The 23,346-nt window shown below is 71.4% G+C and carries 16 protein-coding genes and 1 pseudogene; 5 read left to right on the top strand and 12 right to left on the bottom strand.

Going from position 1 to position 23,346, the window contains the following annotated elements:
* Positions 1-50: 50 nt before the first annotated feature.
* Positions 51-497, bottom strand: coding sequence for an Lrp/AsnC family transcriptional regulator (locus ABZX96_RS15170; RefSeq protein WP_355543689.1), 447 nt, complete (start codon positions 495-497; stop codon positions 51-53).
* An 88-nt stretch (positions 498-585) separates the two neighbouring features.
* On the opposite strand from ABZX96_RS15170, the gene ABZX96_RS15165 reads away from it, so the two are divergent.
* On the top strand, positions 586-1,113 hold the full coding sequence (locus tag ABZX96_RS15165) for a rhodanese-like domain-containing protein (RefSeq protein ID WP_355543686.1): 528 nt from the start codon (positions 586-588) through the stop codon (positions 1,111-1,113).
* Between the two features lie 195 nt (positions 1,114-1,308).
* Here ABZX96_RS15165 and ABZX96_RS15160 read toward each other — a convergent pair whose 3' ends face one another.
* The 8 genes from ABZX96_RS15160 to ABZX96_RS15125 all read right to left on the bottom strand — a co-directional run bounded on the left by ABZX96_RS15160 (position 1,309) and on the right by ABZX96_RS15125 (position 12,914).
* A complete protein-coding gene (locus tag ABZX96_RS15160; RefSeq protein WP_355543683.1) occupies positions 1,309-3,003 on the bottom strand; it encodes a DUF885 domain-containing protein in 1,695 nt (564 codons plus the stop codon).
* Positions 3,004-4,719: 1,716 nt separating this feature from the next.
* Positions 4,720-5,322: a hypothetical protein gene (locus ABZX96_RS15155; RefSeq protein ID WP_355543680.1), complete on the bottom strand. Its 603-nt coding sequence runs from the start codon at positions 5,320-5,322 to the stop codon at positions 4,720-4,722.
* A gap of 19 nt (positions 5,323-5,341) precedes the next feature.
* Positions 5,342-6,031: a hypothetical protein gene (locus tag ABZX96_RS15150; protein WP_355543677.1), complete on the bottom strand. Its 690-nt coding sequence runs from the start codon at positions 6,029-6,031 to the stop codon at positions 5,342-5,344.
* On the bottom strand, positions 6,018-7,319 hold the full coding sequence (locus tag ABZX96_RS15145) for a hypothetical protein (RefSeq protein WP_355543675.1): 1,302 nt from the start codon (positions 7,317-7,319) through the stop codon (positions 6,018-6,020). Before ABZX96_RS15145 ends, ABZX96_RS15150 begins: the two co-directional genes overlap by 14 nt.
* A complete protein-coding gene (locus tag ABZX96_RS15140) occupies positions 7,316-7,627 on the bottom strand; it encodes a hypothetical protein (protein WP_355543672.1) in 312 nt (103 codons plus the stop codon). The genes ABZX96_RS15145 and ABZX96_RS15140 overlap by 4 nt, the downstream gene beginning before the upstream one ends.
* A gap of 299 nt (positions 7,628-7,926) precedes the next feature.
* Positions 7,927-9,357 (bottom strand): GNAT family N-acetyltransferase, encoded by a 1,431-nt coding sequence (locus ABZX96_RS15135; protein WP_355543669.1) that lies wholly within the window; start codon positions 9,355-9,357, stop codon positions 7,927-7,929.
* Between the two features lie 317 nt (positions 9,358-9,674).
* Positions 9,675-11,264: an alkaline phosphatase D family protein gene (locus ABZX96_RS15130; protein WP_355543666.1), complete on the bottom strand. Its 1,590-nt coding sequence runs from the start codon at positions 11,262-11,264 to the stop codon at positions 9,675-9,677.
* A gap of 225 nt (positions 11,265-11,489) precedes the next feature.
* Positions 11,490-12,914, bottom strand: a complete 1,425-nt coding sequence (locus ABZX96_RS15125; RefSeq protein ID WP_355543663.1) for a PLP-dependent aminotransferase family protein — start codon at positions 12,912-12,914, stop codon at positions 11,490-11,492.
* 654 nt (positions 12,915-13,568) lie between these two features.
* Between ABZX96_RS15125 and ABZX96_RS15120 the strand changes: the two are divergent.
* From ABZX96_RS15120 to ABZX96_RS15110, 3 genes and pseudogenes are all read left to right on the top strand, one after another.
* Positions 13,569-14,486 (top strand): annotated as a pseudogene (locus tag ABZX96_RS15120) (DMT family transporter); the annotation flags it as partial.
* 208 nt (positions 14,487-14,694) lie between these two features.
* Entirely contained in the window at positions 14,695-15,579 is an 885-nt protein-coding gene (locus ABZX96_RS15115; RefSeq protein ID WP_355543660.1) for an RNA polymerase sigma-70 factor, read from the top strand.
* Positions 15,580-16,410: 831 nt separating this feature from the next.
* Positions 16,411-17,181, top strand: coding sequence for a GntR family transcriptional regulator (locus ABZX96_RS15110; RefSeq protein WP_355543657.1), 771 nt, complete (start codon positions 16,411-16,413; stop codon positions 17,179-17,181).
* Between the two features lie 153 nt (positions 17,182-17,334).
* Here the strand turns inward: ABZX96_RS15110 and ABZX96_RS15105 are convergent, their stop codons facing one another.
* Positions 17,335-18,492 (bottom strand): ROK family protein, encoded by a 1,158-nt coding sequence (locus ABZX96_RS15105; protein WP_355543654.1) that lies wholly within the window; start codon positions 18,490-18,492, stop codon positions 17,335-17,337.
* A 313-nt stretch (positions 18,493-18,805) separates the two neighbouring features.
* On the bottom strand, positions 18,806-20,635 hold the full coding sequence (locus ABZX96_RS15100; RefSeq protein ID WP_355543651.1) for an FAD-dependent oxidoreductase: 1,830 nt from the start codon (positions 20,633-20,635) through the stop codon (positions 18,806-18,808).
* Positions 20,636-20,875: 240 nt separating this feature from the next.
* Between ABZX96_RS15100 and ABZX96_RS15095 the strand changes: the two genes are divergently transcribed.
* Positions 20,876-21,532, top strand: coding sequence for a hypothetical protein (locus ABZX96_RS15095; protein WP_355543648.1), 657 nt, complete (start codon positions 20,876-20,878; stop codon positions 21,530-21,532).
* 124 nt (positions 21,533-21,656) lie between these two features.
* On the opposite strand, the gene proP is transcribed toward ABZX96_RS15095, so the two are convergent.
* Entirely contained in the window at positions 21,657-23,186 is a 1,530-nt protein-coding gene (proP, locus tag ABZX96_RS15090; protein ID WP_355543832.1) for a glycine betaine/L-proline transporter ProP, read from the bottom strand.
* Positions 23,187-23,346 lie beyond the last annotated feature (160 nt).

Genomic DNA, 23,346 nt, shown 5'->3' with positions numbered 1-23,346 from the left:
TGGCGGTCAACCCGTGGTGACGGCCCGCCCCTGGCGCCGAGCCGCCGTCTTCAGAGGGTGATCGGCCGGCGCGGGAGGGGCGAGGAGTAGACGACGCTGGTCGTCACCGAGCCCAGGGCGCCGATCCGGCCCGACACCTCCTCCAGGTGCTTCATCGACCGCGCCGCCACCTTGATCACGAAGCAGTCGTCGCCCGTGACGTGGTGCGCCTCCAGGATCTCCGGCGTCGTCTCCAGCAGGTCGTGGAACGGCTTGTAGTTGCCGTTGGGATAGCGCAGCCGGACGAAGGCCAGCACCGAGAGCCCGATGCCCTCCGGATCGACCACCGCCGTGTAGCCGGAGATCACCCCGTTCTCCTCCAGGCGGCGCACCCGCTCCGTCACCGCGCTGGCGGACATGTTCACGGCACGCGCCAGCTCCGCGTATCCGGCCCGGCCGTTGCGCTGGAGGACGTCGAGGATGCGCCAGTCGGTGGCGTCAGGGGAATAACCGGTCATGGGTGGTGTCTAGCAGTGGAATCCCCGAAGGATCAAGCTTTTTGCCGACGATCATGCGTTCGCAGACCGCCCCGCCATCCATAGATTTATGGCCATGACCACGCGAACGATCACCACGCCGCCCGCCTCCGCCCCCGGCTCTGCCCCTGTCGCCCCTCCTGCCCGGGTACTCGCCGTCCCGCCGGCCGCGCCCGGCGACGCCGCGGCCTACTTCGCCGCCCGCCTCGCCTTCCACACCGACGTCGCCGACGTCCACGCCTCGCTCGCGTCCGGTGCCGGCGGGTTCGCCGTCGTGGACTCCCGCAGCACCGAAGCCTGGGACCAGGGCCACGTCCCCGGCGCCGTCCACCTGCCCACCGCGGACATCCCGCGCCTGGCACCGGACACACTGGACCCGGACGTTCCCGTGATCGTCTACTGCTGGGGCCCCGGCTGCGACGGCGCCACCCGCGCCGCCCTGGCACTGGCGCGCCTCGGCTACCGGGTCAAGGAGATGCTCGGCGGCATCGAGTACTGGATCCGGGAGGGTTACGCGGTCGAGACCTGGGAGGGCACCGCCCAGCACCCGGCCGACCCGCTGACGGCTCCGGTGGGGGCGGACGATTGCGGGTGCTGACAGGTCCCGACAGGGCACTGAAGGCCGATGACGGGACCCGCCGAGTGAGCGCGCCGACGGCGCGGCCGGACCAGCCGTCCCGCGCCGCCCGCCCGCGCCCGCTGAGTGCCCCGGCCCGCCGGGGCACTCAGCGAGGCCCGAACGGATGGGCCGGGACCTGCCCGGCCCCGGCCCACCCGCCCGTCGACCCGTTCCTCAGATCCGGGACAGTTCGGCCAGCAGGTCGTCCAGTCCCAGCGAACCCTGGGACAGCGCCGCCATGTGCCACGCCTTGAGGTCGAACGCCGCGCCGTGCCGGGCGCGGGCCGCCTCCCGGCCGCGCAGCCACGCCCGCTCGCCCAGCTTGTAACCGATCGCCTGCCCCGGGACGCCCTGGTAACGGATCACCTCGCTCTCGACGTGATCGGCCGAACGCCCACTGTGCGCGCCCAGGAACTCCTGCGCCAGCGCCGGCGTCCAGCGCTCGCCCGGGTGGAAGGGGGAGTGGTCCGGTATCTCCAGTTCCAAGTGCATGCCGATGTCGACGATGACGCGGATCGCGCGCATCATCTGCGCGTCGAGGTACCCCAGCCGCCGTTCGGGATCGGTCAGGAAACCGAGCTCGTCCATGAGCCGCTCGGCGTACAGCGCCCAGCCCTCGCAGTTGGCGCTGACCTGCCCCACCGTCACCTGGTAGCGGGAGAGTTCCGGCGCCTTGAGCGTCCACTGCGCCAATTGCAGGTGATGCCCGGGGACGCCCTCGTGGTACCAGGTGGAGACCAGGTCGTAGACGGCGAAGCTGGTCATCCCCATCGTCGGCAGCCAGGTGCGGCCGGGGCGCGTGAAGTCCAGCGACGGTTCGGTGTAGTACGGGGCGGCGGCGGTGCCGGGCGGGGCGATGTGGGACTCCACCCGCTTCACGGGCTCGGCGAGGTCGAAGTGCGTGCCGTCCAGCGCCGCGATGCTCTCGTCCATGAGGGTCTGCAGCCACTGCCGGGTCTCCTCGACCCCCTCGATCCGCTGCCCGTGCTCCTCCAGCCAGGCCAGCGCCTCCCACGGCGTCTTCGCACCGGGCAGGATCTTCGCCGCCTCCGCCCGCATCTCGTCCAGCAGACGGTGGAACTCCGACCAGCCGTACGCGTACGCGTCGTCCAGATCGAGATCCGTACCGTTGAAGTACCGGGCGAAGCGGACGTACCGCTCACGGCCCACCACATCGGGGGCACCGGCGACGCCGGGGGCGTAGTGCCCACGGAACCAGTCGCGCAGCTCCACGAGGGCCCCGGTCGCCACGGCCGCGGCCTCCTGGAGCTCGACGCGCAACGCCTCCGGCCCCGCGTCGGCGAACTCCCCGAACCAGCCCCGCCCCGTGCCGATCCACTCCTCCAACTGCCCGATCACCGTGGCGACCTGGCGCGGCCCGGCCGGCAGCTTCTGCTCCAGCCCGGCGGCGAGCGAGGCCCGGTAACCCGCCAGCGCCTCGGGCACCGCCCGCAGCCGCCGGGCGATGGCCGCCCAGTCCTCGTCCGTGTCGGTCGGGGTGACGGTGAAGATCTCGCGGACGGAGTGCACCGGCGAGGAAAGGTTGCTGACGGCCCGCAGCCCCTCCCCGGCCTCGTGCACGGCCAGCTGCGCGGTCAGCCGCTCCCGCAGCAACCGCGCACACCGCCGCTCCGCCTCGGCATCCGCCCCCGGCCGCGCCTCGGCCTCGGCCAGCTGGTTGAGCGTCGTACGCGCCAACCGGGCGATCTCCTCCTGCCCTGCGGGCGAGAAATCGGGCAACCGGTCCGCGCTGCGCGCGACACCCAGATAAGTGCCCGCGATGGGATCGAGATCGATCAGTGCGTCAACATACGCGTCAGCCACCTGACGGGGCAGCGGCCCGCCGGTGGCGGCAGTGGTGTGGGACATGGCGCCATCTTCGTATGTCCGTGCGTGTGCGTCATCCCAGTATTCGGGCGGGCGTTGGGCTTCGGGCGGGTGCGGACGAGCGGTCTCCGCACGGACACGCAAAAGGGCCGGCTGGTAGGCCGACCCCCTCGCGCGACGCGCCATGCACGCCGGTTATCCGGTACGGGCTTCCGGCCCGGCGGGCGCGTTCCCGGGCCTCTGCGCTGACACCTCGCTTGCGGGCAGACATTTTGGAGTTCACTGCCTCCGGTTGGGCACACTGGATAAGCCGCCGGGGACCAGGGGCGGCAACGACGCCGATAAATCGCGGGTCGCCGGCGAACCACACTTCTTTGACACGTCCGGCTCTGACTCGACGTACCCAGAATTGCAGACTGCTTCCCAAGTAGTCTGCGTGTCTGAGGCTGATGGTCTTCTCCGAGTGCTCAGGATTCGGCAGGACGAACCGTGTCGTTCCGTTTTTCGCTGTTTGTGCGGCTCCGGTGTGGATCTGCCAGGGATAATTGCGCAGTACGCGACGGATGCCGAGAAGCGGCAGAAGGCCACCGACGCCCAGCATGGCACCGTAGAAGACAACGAGCATCAGCGGTATCCATACCACAAGTGTCCACCCAGGGGTGGTGGCCACGGCGATCATCCAGCCGATGACAGCACTCACCGAGAGCAGCGCCACGCAGCACCGGAAAAGCACGGTGCGCAGCCAGGCCCATGGGGTGCCGGGGGATTCCCAGGCTGTTTTGTACGATGTCGGCTGCATGAGTAGCTGTGGGCTCCTGTTTTGTCGCCGATTGAGCCGAACAGGCGTAGCGCTACGGGAGGGGCTGGTTGCCCAGGGCGGGAGAATGCGTCACCAGCCAATAGGTCCAGGATTGGACAGAGGGGGAAGTCCGGCGCTCCCGAGAATCCCGGAAGCGTTATTGACTGCCGGACAACAGTTATCCGGTGCGCGCTCCCGCGCGCCGGGCGCGTTCGAGTGCCTCGGGGCTGACGCCGCGTTTGCGGGGGGACATTTTGGGATTCACCGCCTCTGACTGCGCGCACCGAAGCAAGCGATGGGGTCCGGGCGTGGCTACGACACCGATGAATCGAGGGTCACCGGCGAACCAGACTTCTTGGACACGTCCGGATTTGACTCCTCGCCTCCAAAACTCAAAACCGCTCCCCAAGTAGGTCCCGAACCTGAGTGTTACCGTTTTTCCGGCACGTTCCGGATCGGGAAATGCGAACTGTGTTGTGCCATTCTTCGCTGTTTGTGCGACTCCTGTATGGACCTGCCATGGGTAAAGCCGAAGCACCCGGCGTGTCCCGGCGAGCCGGAGGATTCCGCCACCCCCCACCATGGCGCAATAGAGAAGGACGACAAACAATGGCATCCACACGAACAGGGCCCACCCAGGCGTCAGCGCCACTGCGATCATCCACACGACGAGAGTGCCAAGCCAGAAGAGCAACACTCCCCAACGGAAGAGCGTGGTACACAGCCAGGCACGTGGTGTACTCGGATGCTCCCAAGCCGTTTTGAAAGATGTCGGTTGCATGAGTAGCTGTGGGCTCCTGTTTTGTCGCCGGTTGAGCCGAACAGGCGTAGTGCTACGGGAGGGGCTGGTTGCCCAGGGCGGGAGAATGCGTCTCCAGCCAATAGGTCCAGGATTGGACAGAGGGGGAAGTCCGGCGCTCCCGAGAATCCCGGAAGCGTTATTGACTGCCGGACAACAGTTATCCGGTGCGCGCTCCCGCGCGCCGGGCGCGTTCGAGTGCCTCGGGGCTGACGCCGCGTTTGCGGGGGGACATATCGGGGTTCAAGGCTTCGGGCTGAGCCGGACGAATGAGGCGCCGGGGCCCTGGAGTGGCGATGACGCCGACGAAACGTGGGTCGCCTGCGAACCATACTTCTTTGACGCGGCCGGCCCGGACCCCACGGATCCAAAAGCGGAAGTTACTGCCCAGGTAATCTCCCATGCGCAGAGTGACTGTCTTTTCGGGGCGCTCCGGGTTCGGGAGGACGAATCGCGTAGTTCCGTTTTTCGCTGTTTGCGCGGCTCCTGTATGCACTTGCCAGGGGTAGAGGCGAAGCACTCTACGGATCCCAAGAAGTGACATGGTGCCGACGATTCCCAGCGTGACGCCGTAGATGATGATGAACATCAACGGGACCCACACCCACAATGCCCATCTGGGTGTCGCGTCGGCAGCGACCCACAACCCGACAAAGGCTCCGAACCAGCACAGCGCGACACCGCAACGAAACAGCACGGTGCGGAACCAAGCTGAGGGCGTTCCCGGATGTTCCCATGCCGTCTTGAACGATGTCGGTTGCATGAGACGTGTCCTTCCTGAGTCAGCCGAAGATGGCACGTGCCGAGGCTACGCCCTCTGGTTCGGGGATTGATTCCCGCATGTGCTCAGGAAGTGGGTTATCGAAACTCACCATGTGCGTGATTCCCAGAAGAATGTCACGATACTGCTCATGCCCGGCAGTTGCTGTCGTGCTCAACGTGAGGACCGCGATGCGTTTACCGTCTGGGTGCGGAAGATATCCGGTCGTTTGGAACACATCCTGCTCTTCCCATTGTGTTCGGCTCTGTGTGATCGCGGCCGGTCCGCACGGCAGTTCGACGAGTTCGGCCCTTTGTGTGTTGGGAAGCGACATCGCTGCTTTGGCTGCGCTGAGTTTCGCCGGGGTCCACGGAATGCCTTGCCAGGCGATCGTGAACACGCAGCGCATTACGGATCCGTCATCGGCTTGGTGTACGCCCATGGCGAAATGGGCGATGCTCGACTGCCGGAGGAGTTGGCTCGTGGTCCAGGCATCTTCCAAGTCTGCGAGGACGGCCATGCGTTGCTCCTGCGGAACCAACTCCAGAAAAGCACGGATAGCGTCCTTCGACGCGCCTTCGGCCTCAGGATCGTCGGCAGGTGCTTGGAGCGGGATCTCAAAGAAACCGGCAGGCAACGCGAACCAGATGGCGCAATCGTTGTCGACAGCGGAGTCGTCGACGACGTATTCATATGCATCAGCTGTGAGCACGGAGCAGCACCCTTAGTGTCTTGACGAGCGTATTGCCGTGCCCCGCACCGTCGAATGTGGCGGCTCGCGCCGCATCCAGACCCGTGCTGGTTTTCTCTGCGTTTTCATTTTTGAGGTCTTCGAACATGTTCTTCCCGACTCCGTAGACACCAGTGCCCGCTCCGGCGCCCGCGACCGAGAAGTCAACGATCTTTGCAGCCCTGGCAGGATCGGCCGCACCTTTTACCAGCCATGTGGTGAGGGGGTTCTCGGCGCGCGAGATCCGGTCGGCCGCCAACATCGTCTTGGTACCGGCACTCCCTAGTTTTTGTGCGAGGGTGAGTGTTTCCCCCGCCGCCGACGCAGACCTGAAGGCCCCGACAGCCCCGCGTGCTACGGCACTTGCCCCAGGGATGACGCCCATGGCGTCACCGACGATTCCCACCGCGTTGCTCCAGAAGTCGGCATCAAACTCACCTTTGGTGAACCCGTCCTTCAGTGACGGCCAAACCTTTGGATCTGCGAGCCGGGAGCTCAGCGTCGCTGCGCTCGCCGCCGCCGCCAGGAACATCAGGGCGATGCCCAGCGGCCCCGTCGCGATAAGGGCGAGCAGTCCCGCGATGGCTGCCACGGCGCCCAAGACGTCCGTCAGGTTGTCCTTGAGCCAGTCGACAGCGCTCTCGAACCACCCCGGCTCCTCCGGAGCGAGCTTGTCCGTCGCGTCGCGGAGGGTGCGGGCGCTGTTGCGGGCGGAGGAGGAGTGTTCCTCTTGGAGGTCGCGGGCGCGTTTGAGGACGGAATCCAGTTCGCTCTGGGCGTTGTTGACCGCGTCGACCGCGCTGTTCAGGGCGGTGGTGGCGTGGTTGAGCCGGGACTGGGCGCTCTGTAGCTCGGCGTCCGTCGGGAAGGTCTGGCCGGCGAGTTTCAGGTCGGGGTTGCCCCGGGCCTGCTTCTCGGTTTTCTGGGCCGTGCCGAGCTTGTCCTTCGCGGCCTTGGCCTCGCCGTCGAGCTTCTTGGCCTGGTCCTGGTAGCCGGTGAGGTCCTTTTCCCAGCCGCCGAGCGCGGTCGCGGCCTTGAGGAGGGAGGTGTGGGCCTTTTTGAGGTTGTCGGGCAGGGCTCCGTCGAGCTCTTCGCGGAAGGCTACGGCGGCGTCGCCCTTCCATGAGGACCCGGCGCGCAGCCGTTCGACCAATTGGTGGGCGTGCTCAAGCGTTTGTGCGGACGCCTTGAGCTTGGCCTGCAGTGCGGCCACCGTGCCGATGGTGCCGGGGGCGGGGTTGAAGCCGAGGTGGGGATAGGTCTGTGTCATTTGGTGCCCGCCTTGCCGCCCGCCTTTTTGAACGCGTCCTCCAGGCCCTTCTCGACCTCTTCGTAGTTCTCCCGGGTCTTCCCCACGGCTTCGGTCAGCTTCTTGGTCTGTTCGGAGATCTGCTCGGAACCGTACTTCCAGTGCTCCTGGAATTCGTTGCAGGCGCCATCCAGGTCCTTGGTGCCGATGCCGCTGGACGAGGTGTCGCGCATCTGCTTGCGCACTTCCTCCAGGGCGGAATGCGCTTGTTCCAACGTACGCATGAACTGGCCCAGTTCCCCAAGATCGACGGAAAAATTGTTTCCCATGATCACCTTTGCGTGAGTCGCTCTGCCCGCCGGGCTGCGAGCTTACCTGGCGGTGTCAGCGCGAAGAGCACGGGTGGGGAATGTCGAGAGCGGGGAGCGGAATACAGTCAGCGACATTTCGATGAAAATGGGCGAAAGGCGGCCGTTTTGTTTCTGATCATGGTTGCGATAGGGCCCTCATTGATGCCGGACCCGGCCTGTCGATCTTCGTCGAAAGACCGGGTCCGTAATTGGCCGAAAGAGTTCGGACTGTCTGTCTATCTATCGGTGCTCCGCCGGTCCCGGGCGCGGGGCGGGAATCACGCGGTCGGGGCCGGGCCCGTGGGCAGGTTTTCCGGGCGGGCCGTGATGACGAGGGTGCCTTCCTCGATCTGGTAGTCCAGGGGGACGCCGAGGCCGCGCATCGTCGCCACCATCCCGGTGTTGGACGCCTGCGTGATCGCGTACACGCTGTCGCTCCCCGCCTCGGTCGCCATGGCGACCAGGCGGCGCAGCAGTTCGCCGCCGATGCCGCGCCGCTGCCAGGCGTCCTCGACCAGCAGCGCCACCTCGGTCTCCTCGCCGTCCCACAGCAGGTGCCCCAGCGCCACCAGCCGCCCGGAGGCGGTTTCCACGGCCAGCGTGCGGCCGAACCGCGGGCTCAGCAGGTGTTCCAGGTACCGGTCCGCCTCGGCGGTGGGGCCGGGGTAGCGCAGGCCGAGGGTGTCCGGCGAGCAGCGGGCGTGCAGGGCGCGGGCGGCGGCCAGGTCGGCGGTGTCCGCCCGCCGCACGGTGATGGCTTGGCCCTCGGGCAGCGTCAGCACGTCCCGGCGCGGTGGGATCCGGGGCCCGAGGCGGGTGTCGAGGTCGAGCAGGGCGCGGACCCGGGCGAACTCGGTCGGGGTGAAGGGCAGGTGCGGGCGCTCGATGCTCAGGGTGCCGCCGGACGGATCACGGAAGGTCATGGTGTGCTCCGCGAGCACCCCGTCCTGAGGCACCTCGTCCCGCGACACCTCGTCCCGCGGCGTCTCCCCGTCCGCTGACCGGCCACCGGACGCCCCGGCGGGCACCGAGCGGATGGTGCACCGGCCGAGCAACTGCCGCAGCGACAGCGGGAGCGCGGCGCCGTCCAGGGCGGTCCGGGTGGCCAGCCCGAGCACGCGGGCCGGGACGTCCACCAGGTCGTGGGCGTCGGCGCGCTCCATCCAGGTGTGCCGTCCGCCGGCCCCGGCCAGCGCCCGGCTCAGCTCGGCGGACGGCAGCCCGGCCGGTGTGCGGAGCAGGAACTCGTCCACCGTTCCGGACGCGAGCGGATGCGTCTGCAGGCTGAGGATGTCCACGCGGAGGCCGGCGAGCGCGGTGCACACCGCCGCGAGGCTGCCCGGTTCGTCCCGGACGGTCGTGCGGACCCGCCACAGCGCCGTCTCCGGCCGGCCTTCCTGCCCGGCGGCCGGAGCGGTGGGCGCCGTGGCGCCGGTATCGAGCGGAGTCGTGGGCCCGGTATCCAAAGGGGCTGTCGGCCCACTGTCCCTCGGCGGTGAGCCGGCGCGGCGCGTGAACCACGTGTGGAACCCGGCCGTGGCCAGCAGCGCGGCGGCCGACCCGCACAGCACGACAGGCCCGGAGGGGCCGTGCACGACGGTGTTGGCGACGGCGTCGGCCACCGCCACCGCCGAGAACAGGGCGGCCAGTTCGACGAGGTCCCGCCGCCAGTGGGGGCGGGACCTGGGGGCAGGGATCTTCTCCGTCATGGCGACAGCCTCGTACAGCGGTGTTGCCTGATCACGAACATGCTGTGACCGATGGGTAAAGGACATGTCCGACACGTACGAGTCCGGGATCCCGGCGACCTCGGCCCGCCCCCCTGGAACACGCCGTGGCCGATGGGCGGTAAAGGACATGTCCGACACGTACGAGTCCGGGATCCCGGCGACCCCGGTCCGCCGCCCCGGAACATGCCGTGGCCGATGGGCCGTAAAGGGCACCGTAAAGGACATATCTGACACGGACGTGTCCGGAAGCTCGGCGGCCTCGGTCCGCTGCCCCGTCACCGGCTGGTGAGCGCGGCCTACTGGCCCACCCGCCCCGGCTGGAGCGTCCGGCTGAACAGCACCCCGCCGCCGTCCTCCCGCAGCCGGACCGTCAGCTCCCCGCTGTCCCCGTCGATGTCCACCTCGCCGAAGAACTGCGGGTGCTCCGCCGGGGAGACGTTGGCACGCGACGGCGCCTTGACGAAGACCTGCCGGGGGCCGAACGTGCCGTCCAGCCCCACCGCCGGGAACCCGCCCGCGTTCAGCGGCCCGGAAACGAACTCCCAGAACGGCGCGAAGTCCTTGAAGGCGGCCCGCTCGGGGGAGTAGTGCTGGGCCGAGGTGTAGTGCACGTCGGCGGTCAGCCAGACGGTGCCGGTCACGCGGTGGTGCTTGATGTGCCGCAGCAGCTCCGCGATCTGCAGCTCACGGCCGAGCGGTGCGCCGGGGTCGCCCTGCGCCACCGCCTCGAAGTCCGTCTTGCCGTCCGCGACGACGAGTCCCAGCGGCAGGTCCGAGGCGATGACCTTCCACACCGCGCGGGACCGCGACAGCTCCCGCTTGAGCCACCTCAACTGCTCGCCGCCCAGGATGCCGCCCCGGTCCACGGGCTGCCGGTTGGGCGAGTTGGCGTCGCGGTACGTCCGCATGTCCAGGACGAAGACGTCCAGCAGGGGCCCCTGCCGCAGGACGCGGTAGACGCGTCCCTGCCCGTCGGGACGGAGCGTGCCGAGGGGGAAGTACTCGGCGAAGGCGCGCCGGGCCCGCGCCGCCAGCACGTCCACGTTCTTCTCCGTGTACCGGGCGTCGTCCAGGATCTGCCCGGGGTACCAGTTGTTGCGCACCTCGTGGTCGTCCCACTGGACGATCGTGGGGACCTGCGCGTTGAAACGGCGCAGGTGGCGGTCCAGCAGGTTGTAGCGGAAGTTCCCCCGGTACTCGGCCAGTGTCTCGGCGACCTTCGCCTTCTCCTCGGTGATCACGTTCCGCCACACCCGGCCGTCGGGCAGCGTGACCCGCTCGGCTATCGGGCCGTCCGCGTAGATGTTGTCGCCGCTGCACAGGAAGAAGTCGGGGTCGCGGCGGCGCATCTCCTCGTAGATCCGGTAGCCGCCGAGATCGGGGTTGATGCCCCAGCCCTGGCCCGCGAGGTCCCCCGACCACAGGAAGCGCACGTTCTCGCGCCGCCGGACGGGCGCCGTGCGGAAGGTCCCGGCGACCGGCTCGCTCGTCCGCCGGTAGTCGTCCGGGTCGGCGAGCACCACGCGGTAGTGGATCTGCTCGCCGGACGGCAGGCCGTGCAGCGCGGTGCGGCCGGTGAAGTCCGTCCCGGGGCCGACGAGCGGCCCGTGCCAGGTCCTGGCGTTGCGGAAGGACTCGGTGGCGGCCGTCTGGACGATCATCCGGGCCGGCCGGTCAGACCGTACCCACACCACGCCCGACGAGGACGTCACGTCCCCGGCCTGGACGCCCCACGCGGCGCGCGGGCGCCCCGCACGGATCTGGCCGGGCGCGGCCACGGCGGGCGCGCCCCCGGCCGCGGGGAGGGCGAGGGCGGCCGAGGCGACCGCCGCGCCGTGCAGCACCGAGCGCCGCCCGAGGGCTCTGCCGGGTCCGTGCGTCGTCATGGGAATCCTCCGTGCTTCGTCGTACGCGGGTCCACCGCCCACAACCGCCCTGGTCAGCGGGCGAGCGGGGCGGTGATGACCCGTTCGTACCGGTGGCCGGTTCCGGGCGGGCGAACGGGAGGTGAACGGGGGAGTGGGGGACGAGGATGCGGGGATCGGGGTGCGAGGGACGGCGGGGCGGACGAGGCGGCCGGCACGGTCGGGGACGTCGGATCCGTCCGCGGCTCACCGTCCGGCTGACGGCGGCACCAAGAGAGACACGGCGCGCTCGATGTCACCGGGCGGCAGATGGGCGTACCCGAGGACCAGCCGGACCCGGCCGTCGGCCTCATGGATGCCGTTCCGCGCGGCACTGAGGTAGTGCGACAGAGGGCGCACCGCCACCCCAGCGCGCCGCGCCCGTTCCAGGAGGCGTTCCCGCGGTCCGTACGCCTCCGGAAGGGTGACGATGGCGTGGAGCCCGGCCGCGATGCCGGTCACCTCGGCGTCCGGGCAGAGTGCGGCGAGCGCGGAGGTCAGGGCGTCCCGGCGGGCGCGGTAGGCGCGTTGGCAGCGGCGCAGGTGGCGGTCGTAGTCGCCGCGGGCGACGAAGTCGGCGAGCGCCCACTGGTCGAGCACCGGATGGCCGAGGTCGAGCGTGCGCTTGCGGACCGTCACCGCGTCGGCCAGCGCCTCGGGGACCACCAGCCAGCCCAGCCGGAGCCCCGGCGCGAGGGACTTGCTCACCGACCCCGCGTACGCCACCCGGTCCGGGTCCAGTCCTTGCAGTGCGCCGACGGGCGCCCGGTCGTAGCGGAAGTCCCCGTCGTAGTCGTCCTCGATCAGCAGCCCGTCGACCCCGCGGGCCCACGCGAGCAGGGCCGACCGGCGGGCAGGGGAGCAGGCGATGCCCGACGGGAACTGGTGGGCCGGCGTCAGCAACGCCGTCTGCGCGCCGCTCGCGGCCAGCGCGTCCAGCCGCGGCCCCTCGGCGTCCAGCGGCACGGGGACGGTCCGCAGACCGGTGGACGCGAAGAGCCCGGTGTGTTCCGGACTGCCCGGGTCCTCGACCGCCACCGCGCGCTGCCCTTCGGCGCTCAGGACGAAGCCGAGCAGGGTCAGCGCCTGTGCCACCCCCGAACACACCACCACCCGCTCCGGGTCGGCCACCACGCCCCGCCGCCGGGACAGCAACGCGGCGAGGGCGGAACGCAGTTCCGGCAGCCCGCGCGGATCGGGATAGCCCAGGCCCCGGTGCGGCAACCGGGCCAGCGCCCGGCGGTGCGCGGCCGACCAGGCGGCGCGCGGGAAGAGCGAGAGGTCGGGGACGCCGGGCCGGAAGTCGAGGGCCGGGCTGTCGGGCGGCACCGCGACGACCGGTTCCGTTGCTGTTGCTGTTGCTGTTGCTGTTGCTGTTGCTGTCGCGGTCCGGACCGCACCGCCCACCCACGTGCCCGAGCCGCGCACACTGCTCAGATAGCCCTCGGCCGTCAACTGCTCGTACGCCTCGGTGATCAGCCCGCGCGAGACACCGAGGTCCGCGGCCAGCTCCCGGCTGGCGGGCAGCCGGGTCCCGGTGGCGAGCCGCCCGGAACGCACCGCGTCCCGCAGCGCCTGCTGGAGCACCCGGCCGCGGCGCCGGGGCGGGGCGGACGCGGTCGGCAGCAGCAACTCCCAGGCGGCCGACCACGAAGCGCGGCCGGTGTGTGCCGGGTCTTCGCTCGCTGCGGGGTTCCGAGGCGGCCTTCTTCCGGCGGGGGCTGATTCCTCGGCGGGGGCTGATTCCTCGGTGAGCGGGGACGAGGCAGCGGGCGGTTGCGGATCTCCTGGTCCCCGCGCCCCTCGTGACGAAGTGGTCCCCGATGACGTCATGGAAGTGGACCTTAAGACGGACCGCACCCCCCGCCTACCGTCCGTCTCATGCACCGGACACCCCAACACCCGCCGCACAGGACCGCCCGGCCCGACTCGAAGGCGACGAACCCGGCTCCGTACGCGCCCACGCCGCCGGGGACGGCCAACGATGAGATGCCGGGGACAGCCAATGATGAGACGCCGGGGACAGCCAATGATGAGACGCCGGAGACGGACAACGATGAGATGCCGGAGACGGACGACCATCGGCCGTCGGGGACGGACCATGACGAGCGCCCCGGGACAGGCGACGACGCCCCCTCGGAGGCCGAAGCCGAAAGCCGTGAGCCGCCGAAGACCGAGGCCGGCAACCGTGCCCCCTCCGGGGCAGCGGCAGGCAGCCGCCGACCGCTGGAGACCGGCACTGCCCCCAACGCCCGACTCCGGGAACGGACCTCGGAACCTGATCCCATAGCGAGCCACCGCCCCGGGCGCGACGATCCCGGAAGTCACCACGCCCGGCGGCTCCGGACCGGCGCGTTCCTCGCCGCCGTCGCCTGCTTCCTGGTGGGCGGGTCGTTCACCGCGAACAGTCTGCTCGGGGACTACCCGTACGCGGGCGGCCAGGCCCTCCGGTACGCCGTCGCCTGCCTGCTCCTGTTGCCGCTGCTCGGCCGCCGGGGGACGGCACCGCTGCGTGCCCTGTCCCCGCGCCAGTGGGGGCGGCTCGCGGCGCTCGCGGCCGTCGGCATGGTCGGCTTCAACTTCGCGATCCTGGCCGCCGAACGGACCGCGGAACCGGCCGTGCCCGGCGTCCTCGTCGGCTGCGCGCCCATCGTGGTCGCGGTGATCGTCCCGCTGCTGGGCGGGCGGCGTCCGCTTCCGGCCGTCCTGTACGGGGCGTCGCTGGTGGCCGCGGGCGCGTTCACGGTGCAGGGCTGGGGCCGGACCGACGGTGCGGGTCTGTTGTTCTCCGTGGCGGCGTTGTGCGGAGAGGTCGGATTCGCCGTGCTGGCCGTGCCCGTCATCGCACCGCTGGGGCCCCGGCTCCTGTCGGCCGCGGCGTGCGGCATCGCGGCGGTGGAGGCAGCGGCGTTCGGTGTGCTGACGGACGGCCCGGGGTGGGTCCGGCTGCCGGACGCGACGGAGGCCGCGGCGCTGGGATGGCAGGCCGCGGTGGTCACGGTGATCGGCTTCGTGTGCTGGTACGCGGGCATCCAGCGGATCGGCGCCGAACGGGCCACCCTCTTCTCCGGCCTGATACCGGTGTTCGCCGCCCTGACCGCCCCGCTGGCCGGAACCGGCGGCTACGGCCCGGCACAGGCGGGCGGCAGCCTGCTGGTCGGCCTGGGCGTGGCCCTCGGCTCCGGGATGCTGCGCCGCCGGGGGACGGTGAGGACGGAGGCAGACCCCCTAGTAGTTCCCTGACCGCCTCCCCGACCGCGGAGTTGGGCACCTTGGCGCCAAACCGTCGTCGACGGACGCACCGCCGACCAGGTACGCACGCCGCCGCAGTGTGCCGCACACCACGTCCCCGAGCCGTCGATTCCGCTCATTCTCGCTGGACAACGTGGTGGCGTCCCGCTGGGATGGAAGGGTGCACACCGACTCCGTGACCGACGTGTTCGAGGAACACCGCCCCATGCTCCACGGCGTGGCCTACCGCATGCTCGGCCGGGTGGCCGACGCCGAGGACGTCGTCCAGGAGGCGTGGCTGCGCTGGTCGGCGGCCGACCACGAAGGGGTGCGCACGCCGCGCGCGTACCTGGTCCGGGTCACGACCCGGCTGGCGATCGACCGGCTGCGCCAGGCCCAGGCGAGGCGTGAGTCGTACGTCGGCCCGTGGCTGCCCGAACCGCTGGTGACCGACTTCGGCGGCCAAGCCCCGGACTCCGCCGAGCGGGCGGTGTTCACCGAGTCCGTGACGCTGGCGATGCTCGTCGTCATGGAGTCCCTCTCGCCGTTGGAACGCGCGGTGTTCGTGCTGCGCGAGGCCTTCGGCTACGGGTACGAGGAGATCGCCGGCATCCTCGACCGCGGCGAGGCGGCGGTGCGCCAGCTCGCGAGCCGCGCGCGGCGCCACGTCGAGGAGGGCAAACCGCGGTTCGAGGTGGATCCGGCCAGGCAACGCGACCTGACGGAACGGTTCCTGGCCGCTGCCGCCGGCGACGACCTGGACGGGCTGCTCAGCCTCCTCGCCGACGACGTGCGGCTCGTCGGCGACAGCGGCGGCAAGGCGAAGGCGCCGCTGCGCGTCATCGAGAGCGCCGACAAGGTCGGGCGCTTCCTGCTCGCGATCGCCGGCACCGCCGCCGAAAACCTGGAGTTCCGGTTCCTGGAGCTCAACGGGGGGATGGCGCTGATGGCGCTGTACGGCGGCGTGCCCGACGCCGTCTTCCAGGTCGACATCGTGGACGGCCGGATCCAGACCGTCTACATCATCCGCAACCCGGACAAGCTGGAGTTCCTGGCGGACCGGTAGCCGAAGGACGGGCAGCGGGGCGCGGGGCGCCGTACGGCGAGGCGTCGGCGCCCTCGGTGGCGTGGCCGGTGGTCTCCGTCCGGCGTGCGTGCCGGACGTGTCTTCGACGGGCTCCGCGCGTCGGCTCGTCCCATGCGTGGGCCCCGGTGATCGGCGTCCCGACGGCCGCCGTGAAGCGCTTCCGAAGAGCCCCGCCAGCGCCCCCGAAGTGCCTCCGAATAACCCCGCCAGCGCCCCCGAAGTGCCCCCCGCATGGGGCCGTATCGCGCCGATCGACTCTGACCGGAATTCCTCGGTCCGTGACCACCCAGCCCCCCGCCCACCCGCGGCGACGGGGCCGCCGGCGCTTGGGAAGCCTGAGGGGAACGGTTCGGCGCAGGCCCGGACCGACGCGAGCGGGAGTGGCGCGTCAGCGCGTCCCGCCTGGCCGGTGAGCCGCCTCCGTGCCGTACGGCGCGTTTGATCGCGGACGCGCGGGGGCAGACCGGGGCCCGTGCCGATAGAGGACCGGAGGACTCCGCTACGCGCCCGCGCCTCTCCTGTACGGATCCTGTACGCAACCGGTGACGGGCACCCCGCAGCGGTTTCCCCGGGATTCCTCCGCCCCCCCGCCGTACGGAAGCGGGCCACCCCGCGCTCGCGCCGGACGGCGAACGGTCCGACCGAAACCTGTCCCTGATTGGTCTTGACCAAGGGTGGGGGCCGCCATATCGTCGCAGGGATACTGCAACAACCTTTAATAAAGAAGCGCTCATATCGGAGAGCGCACGGGCCGACACCGGAATTCCGGTGGGGCGACCCGTCGGGGAAACGGCCATCGCGGAGGACAGGGTGGGGACCACGCAGCTCGAAACGGCACCGGAGCCGAAGTACTGGCACCTGAAGACCGTGCTCAGCGAGGCGCTCGACTCGGAGTTCGCGGTCGGGGAGATCCTGCCCAACGAGCGGGACCTCGCGGCCCGGTTCGGCGTCGCCCGCGCCACGCTCCGGCAGGCGCTGGAGCAACTGGAGCTGGAGGGCAGGCTGCAACGCCGCCGTGGCGTGGGCACCACCGTGGCCCCGCCCCGGATGGGTGTCGCCGTGGACCCCGCGCGGCACACCTGGCCCGGCGCACCCGGCGACGACTGGGAGCCCGTGGAGGCGACGGAGGCGGAGACGGTTCCCGCCGCGGTGGCCCGGCTGCTGGAGACCGTGCCCGGCGAGCCGGTGCACGTCGTGCGCCGCAGCCGCGTCACTCACGGTCAGCCGGTCGCGGCCGAACTGCTCTACGTCCCGGCCTCGTCCCTGCGCGGGGCACCGGAGACCGGCAAGGGGGCGGAGGGAGCGGAGCAGCCGGCCGACGCCGCGGCCCGCGCGCGGGACGTGCTGCGCCGGCTCCAGGGTCTGGAACTGGAGGGCCAGGACCGGGCGGTGGAACTGGGCTCGGCGCGCGCGGACGACGCCCGACGGCTCGACCGCCTTCCGGGCGCCCCCGTCCTCGTCGTCACCACGCGCTACTTCGCGCGGGGCCGTACCGCGGCCGTCGCCGTCTCCACCTACCGCGCCGACACCTGCCGCCTGACCTTCGGCGACAGCGAGGCGATGACGGTCCTGGCCGGCTGAGAACGGGGACGGGCCGCGGTCGCGGAGGCGTACGGGGCCTGTCGCCCCGCCTGCGGGGGCGCGATCACCCACCGCGCACCCCACCCGCACCACGGACGAACGGGCCGCCGGGAGACCTCTCCCGGCGGCCCGTTCGTCATGACGCCCGGCGGTTCACCGGTGGGCCGTGGCCGTGCCCTCCACCGCGAACAGCTGCTCCTCCACGTGGTCCAAGGCCAGCCGCAGCGCCCCCGTGGCCACCGCCGCCTCGCCCAGCAGCGACAGTTCGACGCGCGGGGGGCGCAGGCAGTACCGGTCGAGCTCGGCGCGCAGCGGGTCCAGCACGTCGTTGAGGCCGGCCGCCCAGCCGCCGACGACCACCAGCTCCGGGTCCAGGGCCAGCACCAGGGCGGCGACGTCGTGCACCAGCCGCTGGATGAAGCGGTTCACCGCGTCCCGGGCCCGCGCGTCACCGTCCCGCGCCAGCGCGAACACCCGCGCCACCTGGGCCTCGTCCAACGGGTGCAGCGGCTGCCCGGTCGTGGACAGCAGCTTCTCCGGACGCGCCCCGCGGCCCAACAGGTGCAGCGCCCCGATCTCCCCCGCCGCGCCGCCGAACCCGCGGTGCAGCCGCCCGCCGATCAGCGAGCCGGCACCCGGGCTGAGCCCCGCCAGGACGAACACCACGTCGTCGGAGTCGGCCGCCGCGCCCTTCCAATGCTCGGCGAGCGCCGCGGCGTTCGCGTCGTTCTCCACCAGTACGGGGCAGCGGAAGGAGCGCCGCAGCCGATCGCCCAGAGGCAGCCCGGTCCAGCCGGGGAGCGCCGTGCCCAGCCGCACGGTGCCGTCCGCCTCCACGATGCCGGGACTGCCCACGCCGACCGCGCGCAGCGAACCACGCGCCACACCCGTACGCCGCAGCACCTCCGCGACCACGGCGCGCACCCGCTCCAGCCGCTCGTCCGCCGAGGCGGACTCCAGGACCGGGCGTTGCGCCGAGCCGATCACCCGGCCGGCCAGGTCGGAGAGCAGGCCGGCGACGCGGTGCGGGCCGATCTCGATGCCGAGCAGGTGCCCGGCCTCCGTGCGGAAGCGGAACCGGCGGGCCGGACGGCCCTGGCGGCGCGCCGCGCCTTCCTCGGCGGGGGCCTCGGCCACCAGCCCGGCCTCGATCAGCCCCTCGACCACGCCTTCGACGGTGGGCCGGGAGAGCCCGGTCACCTTGACGAGATGGCTGAGCGTGGGGGAGTGGGCACCGCGCAGCGCGTGCAGGACCACCGTGGAGTTGATCCGTCGCAGCAGGGAGGGGTCCCCTCCGGTGAGCCGCCCCAACGTCCTTCTCCCTCGCATTGCCGGTGAGGCGGATCGTAGCCGGTCAGCCGGTGTGCGGCGAGTGGCGGGGCGGCCGGCGCCGGGGCCGGGCCGTCGGGCGCGCCGGGCGGGTGAGCGGCCGTCCACCGTGGACGCGCGGGGGTCCGCGGTTCGGCGCGGCGCTCGCACGGGCCCCGCCAACGCCGCGGTGGTGACCGATCTCACCCGGGACTCGCGCACCGGGCGCCGCTGATGGCGGGGAGACGCGTCCTCGCGCGTCGTGAGCGCGCCCAACGAGGCGGAACCGCGGGCGGCCGACGGCCGGCGACCGGCCCTATGAGGGCCAGGGCAGGTCCAGGACGTGGGGCAGCCCCAGCCGGTAGCGCGCGGCGTCCAGCGCCTTGGCGGCCTCGAACTCCGGCGGGCGGTAGGCCGGGAACAGCCGCGCCGGGCGGGCGCCGGAACCGGCTGCCTCCAGGACGGCGTTGGCGGCCCGGCGGCCCGCCTCGTTCGCGGTCTCCATCGAGGTGAAGTCGACGTTGCTGTAGGCGCGGACCCAGTCGGCGGCGAGGAAGAGGTTGGGAACGGCGGTCGCCGCGTCCGGCCGCAGGTCCCAGGAGCCGGCGTCGTTGAGCGTGTAGGGGTCGTCGTTGGCCAGTTCACCGGTGCCGGTCTCGGTGATCGCCGGGTCCAGGTGCCAGGAGTGCAGGACGCCGTCGGGAAGATAGCTGCGGCCGGTGTCCTCCAGGGCGGCCTTCATCTGCGCCCAGACCTCGCGGGCCACCTGTTCCCGGGTGCAGCGGCGGGCGGGCTTGCCGTACAGGATGCCGGGCTCGTCCCAATTGGAGACCACCACGGAGAAGGAGTCGCGCGCCTCGCCGTCACCCCAGGTCCGGGCGAAGTCCGGGCGCCAGAACTGCGACTGGCTGATGGACACCAGCGACCACGGCGAGTCGAGATAGGCCACGTGCCCCCGCACCACGGGCACCGGACGTCGCAGGTAGAACTGGATGCCCTGCGACCAGGTGCTCCGCAACCGGTCCATGGCGGCCAAGTGGGGGTCGGCCGCCCGGATGGCCGGGTTCCACAGGGCGCGCGCCTGCTCCAAGGGGGTGGCCACCACGAACCAGTCCGCCTCGATCCGCACCGTCCCCGCGCCCGTACGGGCCCGGGCGGCGGCGATCCGGCCCTGACGCAGCTCCAGCGCCTCGACCGAGTGGTCCCCGGCGAACCGCACGCCCAGTGCCCGCAGGTGCCGCGCCCACGGGTCGATCCACGCCTCGCTGGTGGGGGAGTCGAAGACGCGGTCGCCGGGCCCGTCCACGCCCCGCTGGAGGAGCGCGTACACGATGCCCTCCAGCCCCTGCCCGCAGGTGCGCGCGCTGGCGTCCGCGGGCTTGAGCGCCTGGATGACCTGCGCCCCGCCGCCCCAGATCCTGCGGTACTCCTCCGACTTGCCCTCCGCCTTGATGAAGTCGAGCCACTTGGTGTGCTCCCACTGCCCGAACTTCCGCTGCCTGCTGCTCGTCAGCAGGATCGCCAGTTGCCGGGCGAAGAACGCCGACTCGTCCACGGGCAGCCGCGTGAGCTGGGAGAGGGCACCCACCACCATGCGCCGGAGGGCGTCCGGGTCCAGTGTCCGTCCTTCGAACGGCGTGGTGGGAAGCGGCAGATCGTGCCGGGCGCCGTCACGGGCGAAGCAGATCCACGGTACGGAGGTGAGGTTGCCGTGCACGGTGCGACCGCCGTCGACGGGGATGCGCCGCAGGGTGTCCGGCAGGTTGTGGTAGAAGCCGAAGACGCCGCGGTGGCCGTGCTCACCGGGCAGATCCGCGCGCCCGCCGGTCCCCGTGCCGGGGACGGGGATGCTGCGCGCCTTGCCGCCCAACTCCCGGCGCCGCTCGTACACCGTCACCGCGAACCCGCGCTCCGCCAGCTCGTGCGCGGCCGTCAGCCCGCCGACCCCGCCGCCCAGCACCGCCACGGTGCCGGTCCGGCCCCGGCCCCGGGCAGCGGCGCGAGCGGTGCCCGCCAGACGCGGGAGGGCGACGGCGCCGGCGGTGGCGGCGCCGTATCGCAGCACCTGTCTGCGGGCGGGCCGCTCGGCCGCCGTGGCCGGGCGCGGGGGGTGGTGGCGGTCTTCGCCTGCGTGTTGCTGTGCCATGAGGGGTGTCCCTTCGCTCGCTGCGGATGGCCCGGACGAGGCTCAGGCACGCTTGCCCCGCCCGTGGCGGAAGGGAACACGAGACGCGGGGCTACCGGCGGTAAGACGCCGAGGTCCGCTCTCCGGTGTGGGGGTGGCGCCAGGAGTTGACGCCGTGTCGGCCGAGGGCGGGCCGCCGGAGCAGCGGGGACGAGAACCGACCGCCGGTCAATTGTCAGACCCTGGCGGTTTACTGACGGCATGACCACCACGCGGCACGACACCAACGGTCCCAGGCATCGGCAGGCTCCCTCCACACCGGCTCCCTCCACGTCGGCCGGTCGCCCCGCCCCGGGCGCCGCACCCCACACCGGGCCGGGAGCCCTGCCTCTCACCACGGCACGGCATGTGGCCGCGATCGACCTGCTGCGGGTCCGCGCCTTCCCGGACGCCCCGGTTCCCCTCCGCTCGCCCCCGGGCGAGAGCGGGCCGGGTTACCACCTGGCGCTGCTGGAGGAGAGCGAGCCGCTGTGGGACGCCGACCCCGCGGACGTCGAGGAGGCGGCGCACGCGTCCGGGGCGGGGCTGGCGGCCCTGGTGTCCGTCCTGTCCCTGCGATGGGGGCCGCCCGAGGTGCTGGACCTGACCGTGGAGCGGGAACGGGCCGCGATGGGTATGCCGGTCCCGGCACCGCTGGAGCGCCTCAGCGGACTCCTGGAGGAGGCATGCTCCTGGCGGATCGAGGGACGGTGGATCACGGTCGGCGCCGGACGCGGCGAGGGCGGGCCGCCCTGCCCGGAGCCCGGCCCTTCCTTCCACCTCCTGGCGGCGGTCGGGGAGGGGACGATGTCCAGGTCGGCGCCTCGGCAGGGAGCGATAGCCGGGCCGGGGCCGGGGACCCCTCCCGCCGGGCCATGAAGGTCGTCACGGGGCGGAGCGCCCGGCCGGCGGGGTCGGCGGCCCGTCCCTGGATCTCCCGTCAGTGGTCTCCGTCCCGGGGGTCCCGGCAGTGGTCCCCGTGTCCCCCGTCCCGGGTCTTCCGTCAGTGGTCCCCGTTGCGATGGTGCCGCCACGGATGGCGGAGCCGGATGTAGATGTCGCGAGCCCGGCGGCTCTCCGCCATACGGCTGCGCGCCACCAGGCGGTGGGCCTGGGCGGGGGTCTCCACCATCGGGCCCGAGCCGCGCAGCGGCTTCCCCGCCGTCTCGTGCAGGAAGAAGGTCGAGATACAGCCGATCACGCCGGCCACCATCAGGTAGTACGCCGGCACCATGTTGCTGCCGGTGGCTTCCACCAGCGCGGACGCCACCAGCGGTGTCGTACCGCCGAAGATCGAGACGGAGATGTTGAACGCGATGGACAGGGCGCCGTAACGCAGCCGGGTGGGGAAGAGCGCGGGGAGGGTGGACGCGGAGGTGCCGGCGAAGCAGACCAGCAGCAGACCCAGGATCAGGCAGCCGAAAGCGGGTTGGAGGACGCCGCCGTGACGGATGAGGAGGATGGCCGGGTAGGCGAGCGCGACCAGCGCCACGCTCCCCGCCATGAACACGGGCCGGCGCCCCCAGCGGTCCGAGGACCGGCCGACGGTCGTGATGGTCAGCGCCACCACGACCATCGTGCCCAGCACCAGCAGCTGCGCCGTCGTCTCGTCCTCGCCGAGGGTCTCGGTCATGAAGGTCGGCAGGTAGGACGTCACCATGTAGTTGGTGACGTTGTACAGGAGCACCAGCCCCATGCAGATCAGCACGGCCTGCCAGTGCTGGGTGAAGATCTCCTTCAGCCGGCCCTTGCCGGACTGCCGCGCCTCCTCCACGGGGGATTCCTCCCCGTCCGCCGTGCCGTCGCTCTCCGCCCTGTTGCGCGCCGCCTCCACTTCCTGCTGGAAGGCGGGCGTCTCCTCCAGCTTCATCCGCATGTAGAGCCCGATCAGGCCGAGCGGCCCGGCGACCAGGAAGGGAATGCGCCATCCCCAGTCCGTCAGGCCGTCCGTGCCCAGTACGGCGGTGAGCACGGTGACCAGTCCCGAGCCGAGCGCGTAGCCGACGAAGGTCCCGAAGTCGAGCCAGCTCCCGAGGAAGCCGCGCCGCTTGTCGGGCGCGTACTCGGCGATGTAGGTCGTGGCTCCCGCGTACTCGCCTCCCGTGGAGAACCCCTGCACCAGGCGGCACAGGAGCAGCAGCATGGGAGCGGTGAACCCGACGGAGGCGTAGGTGGGCAGGAAGCCCACCGCGAAGGTCGCGATCGCCATCATGATCATGGTGGCCGCCAGCACCCGCTGCCGGCCGATGCGGTCCCCCAAGGGGCCGAAGACCAGCCCGCCGAGCGGACGCACCACGAAGGCGGCGGCGAAGGTGGCGAACGTGGAGACGACCTGGGCGCCGGACGAACTGGCGGGGAAGAAGACCTTCCCCATCGTCGCCGCCAGGTAGGCGTAGACGCCGAAGTCGAACCATTCCATGGTGTTGCCCAGCGCGGCGGCGGTGACGGCCCGCCGCACCATCGGCCGGTCGGTGACCGTGACGTCCTCGACGCTGAGCGTCCGCTTGCGGCGGCGCAGCAGCGTGCGCACCATCTGGTCGGTCGCGGCGCTCCTCCCACCGTCGCGCGACCGCTTGTTCCGCCGGGAGGGCGGCGGCTGAGGCTGACTTGTGGTCATCTCGTCCTGTCGCTAGGAGCTGGCACGGCCGGGAACGGCACATCGATATCTCCGAGTATCAACCCAAAGATCCAAT

It is taken from the genome of Streptomyces sp. NPDC003077 (assembly GCF_040611095.1).
Lineage (GTDB): Bacteria > Actinomycetota > Actinomycetes > Streptomycetales > Streptomycetaceae > Streptomyces.
This window is presented reverse-complemented; position numbering and strand designations above follow the sequence as displayed.

Bases quoted from the DNA above. Each gene is read 5' to 3' on its own strand.
- ABZX96_RS15170 (WP_355543689.1), bottom strand. From the start codon at position 497: ATGACCGGTTATTCCCCTGACGCCACCGACTGGCGCATCCTCGACGTC.
- ABZX96_RS15155 (WP_355543680.1), bottom strand. From the start codon at position 5,322: ATGCAACCGACATCGTTCAAGACGGCATGGGAACATCCGGGAACGCCC.
- ABZX96_RS15095 (WP_355543648.1), top strand. From the start codon at position 20,876: ATGACCACCACGCGGCACGACACCAACGGTCCCAGGCATCGGCAGGCT.
- ABZX96_RS15135 (WP_355543669.1), bottom strand. From the start codon at position 9,357: ATGACGGAGAAGATCCCTGCCCCCAGGTCCCGCCCCCACTGGCGGCGG.
- ABZX96_RS15130 (WP_355543666.1), bottom strand. From the start codon at position 11,264: ATGACGACGCACGGACCCGGCAGAGCCCTCGGGCGGCGCTCGGTGCTG.
- ABZX96_RS15140 (WP_355543672.1), bottom strand. From the start codon at position 7,627: ATGGGAAACAATTTTTCCGTCGATCTTGGGGAACTGGGCCAGTTCATG.
- ABZX96_RS15145 (WP_355543675.1), bottom strand. From the start codon at position 7,319: ATGACACAGACCTATCCCCACCTCGGCTTCAACCCCGCCCCCGGCACC.
- ABZX96_RS15160 (WP_355543683.1), bottom strand. From the start codon at position 3,003: ATGTCCCACACCACTGCCGCCACCGGCGGGCCGCTGCCCCGTCAGGTG.
- ABZX96_RS15165 (WP_355543686.1), top strand. From the start codon at position 586: ATGGCCATGACCACGCGAACGATCACCACGCCGCCCGCCTCCGCCCCC.
- proP (WP_355543832.1), bottom strand. From the start codon at position 23,186: ATGGTGCGCACGCTGCTGCGCCGCCGCAAGCGGACGCTCAGCGTCGAG.
- ABZX96_RS15100 (WP_355543651.1), bottom strand. From the start codon at position 20,635: ATGGCACAGCAACACGCAGGCGAAGACCGCCACCACCCCCCGCGCCCG.